3 protein-coding genes and 1 pseudogene are annotated in these 1,883 nt (G+C 40.4%); 3 read left to right on the top strand and 1 reads right to left on the bottom strand.

Going from position 1 to position 1,883, the window contains the following annotated elements; all coding sequences use genetic code 11:
* Positions 1-133: 133 nt before the first annotated feature.
* The 3 genes and pseudogenes from H1P_RS39735 to H1P_RS35375 all read left to right on the top strand — a co-directional run.
* A pseudogene (locus tag H1P_RS39735) lies at positions 134-304 on the top strand (type II toxin-antitoxin system HigB family toxin); the annotation flags it as partial.
* The gene (locus tag H1P_RS35380) at positions 301-702 is read left to right on the top strand and encodes a helix-turn-helix domain-containing protein (protein WP_144876467.1); all 402 of its coding nucleotides are present in this window, start codon (positions 301-303) and stop codon (positions 700-702) included. The pseudogene H1P_RS39735 and the gene H1P_RS35380, both read left to right, overlap by 4 nt.
* A 168-nt stretch (positions 703-870) precedes the next feature.
* Positions 871-1,800 (top strand): protelomerase family protein, encoded by a 930-nt coding sequence (locus H1P_RS35375; protein ID WP_186376338.1) that lies wholly within the window; start codon positions 871-873, stop codon positions 1,798-1,800.
* On the opposite strand, the gene H1P_RS35370 is transcribed toward H1P_RS35375, so the two are convergent.
* Positions 1,732-1,883: transposase (locus tag H1P_RS35370; RefSeq protein WP_144876463.1), on the bottom strand; the 152-nt coding region annotated here is incomplete at its 5' end. The genes H1P_RS35375 and H1P_RS35370 overlap by 69 nt on opposite strands.

The following is a 1,883-nucleotide window of genomic DNA, read 5'->3' as shown; positions in this document are numbered from 1 at the left end:
TAATAATAATGCTAAAGTCAACCGACAAAAGCATTTTATCTCATTTTGACTATCAAAATTGTTTAAGTCCCGTTAGGATTATGGTTAGACGGTTGGCGTAGCTTTTTAGACTTTTCGTACATCCTCTTAAACTCAGCTAAGAGCCACATTCAAGAGTGCCGACAAGGTAGGCAAGTTAACCGTTTTCAACATTGGTGGCAACAAGTATCGGCTGATTGCAGCCATTCACTTTAATCGTCATAAAGTCTATATTCGGAATATCTTAACCCACAAACAATACGACCGAGGAGATTGGAAACAATGATTAACATCACCCCTGAAATACAACAACAATGGACAGCACTCGCTCCTTATTTAACCATTACTAATGAGCAGGAATACGATCTAGCAGTTGAAAGACTTAATCTTCTACTTGATGAGGTTGGTGATGATGAGTCTCATCCTCTCTACAGTTTGTTGGATACATTAGGTATCTTGATTGAATCCTATGACAATGAACATTATCCCCTGACCGATTGTCATGGAATTGATGCTTTAATCTATTTGATGGACGAGCATTCACTCTCTCAATCTGATTTACCAGAAATTGGCTCTCAAGGTGTTGTCTCGGAAATCCTCAACGGTAAGCGACAGTTGAATGTCAGACAAATTCAAGCTTTAGCTGATAAGTTTCAAGTCTCAACTGCCACTTTTTTTCCGTAAGCCTTTGGGGGTTGTCCCTCGATGAGATAAGCTAAGCTGACGCTATAAGCTCTTTTATTATTTACTCTGGTCATTTACTCCGATTTACTTCTATAATAATAGAGATTAAATCCAATGACGGGAGGAAATGCCGACGGTCAGTCGGCATTTCCACTCCCGTGTCGACTCATGCCACGATCTGCTACTCCTAAATTACCCGACCCTAATTTAATTTCTCAGCTTAATGCCCAGATTGAAAGTCTTGGTTGGTCAGAATTCCGACAAGCGATCGCTCTTAAATTTCAACAACGTCTCGCTCTTATTGCTGCTAAGAATCTTGATGCCGAAAAATTGAAAAAAGCTCGATTCAAAAAACTCACTCATGAAGAAAAAGTAGCATTAGCCCTTTGTTTCCTCCACCAACTCATCTCACTCAATCAACAAAACCTTGATACAGAATCCACTATCCAAGCTCTAGCAATTGCTGAAACCGCTTTTCTCGAACGTGGTTATACTCCTGAGTTTATTGCTAAAAATCTTCATCCTCTTTATATCAATTTCGTCAGAGATGCCATCGACCGAGTCGAGTTAAAGCTTACCCCCATTAATTCCTATTCTTTTGAGATTCCAGAGCGAGATACGGAGCGATTAGTTGAGGTCACTCAACATTATGCCCAACTCTATCTCAAGTATCAACAGCCATTTTACCGCCAGCTCTCTCGCTCTGGTACTAAGGTTAATAATCTCAAGCAAGATTATCCTCAACCCGTTCGACTCCAACCTTATTTGAACAAAGTTAATCAACTACTTCAATCGGACAAGTCTACTGAATTAGCTGCGGGGATTGCTGCTGCCTGTGGGCGACGTTTCAGTGAGGTCATTGAAAGAGGAAAAGTCACAGTTCCCCAGAGTCCTACTTCTCCCTATGAATTTGTCTTTGAGGGACAATTGAAAAAAACTGATTCACTCGAACCTTATATTACTTACTCTCTGGTTCACGCTAGTCTCCTTATATCAGCTATTGAGAGGATGTACGAAAAGTCTAAAAAGCTACGCCAACCGTCTAACCATAATCCTAATCATTGCTACATGGATGAATGCTTCAGCAGTTTCAGGTAAGACCTCGTAATCAATTGTCAAGCGTCGATATCTTAATAACCAGGCAAATGTTCTCTCCACTATCCATCGCCAAGATAAAACTT

The sequence above is a fragment of the Hyella patelloides LEGE 07179 genome (assembly GCF_900659865.1).
Taxonomy (GTDB): domain Bacteria; phylum Cyanobacteriota; class Cyanobacteriia; order Cyanobacteriales; family Xenococcaceae; genus Hyella; species Hyella patelloides.
Note: the sequence above shows the minus strand (reverse complement) of the source record. Positions and strands in the feature narration are given on the sequence as shown.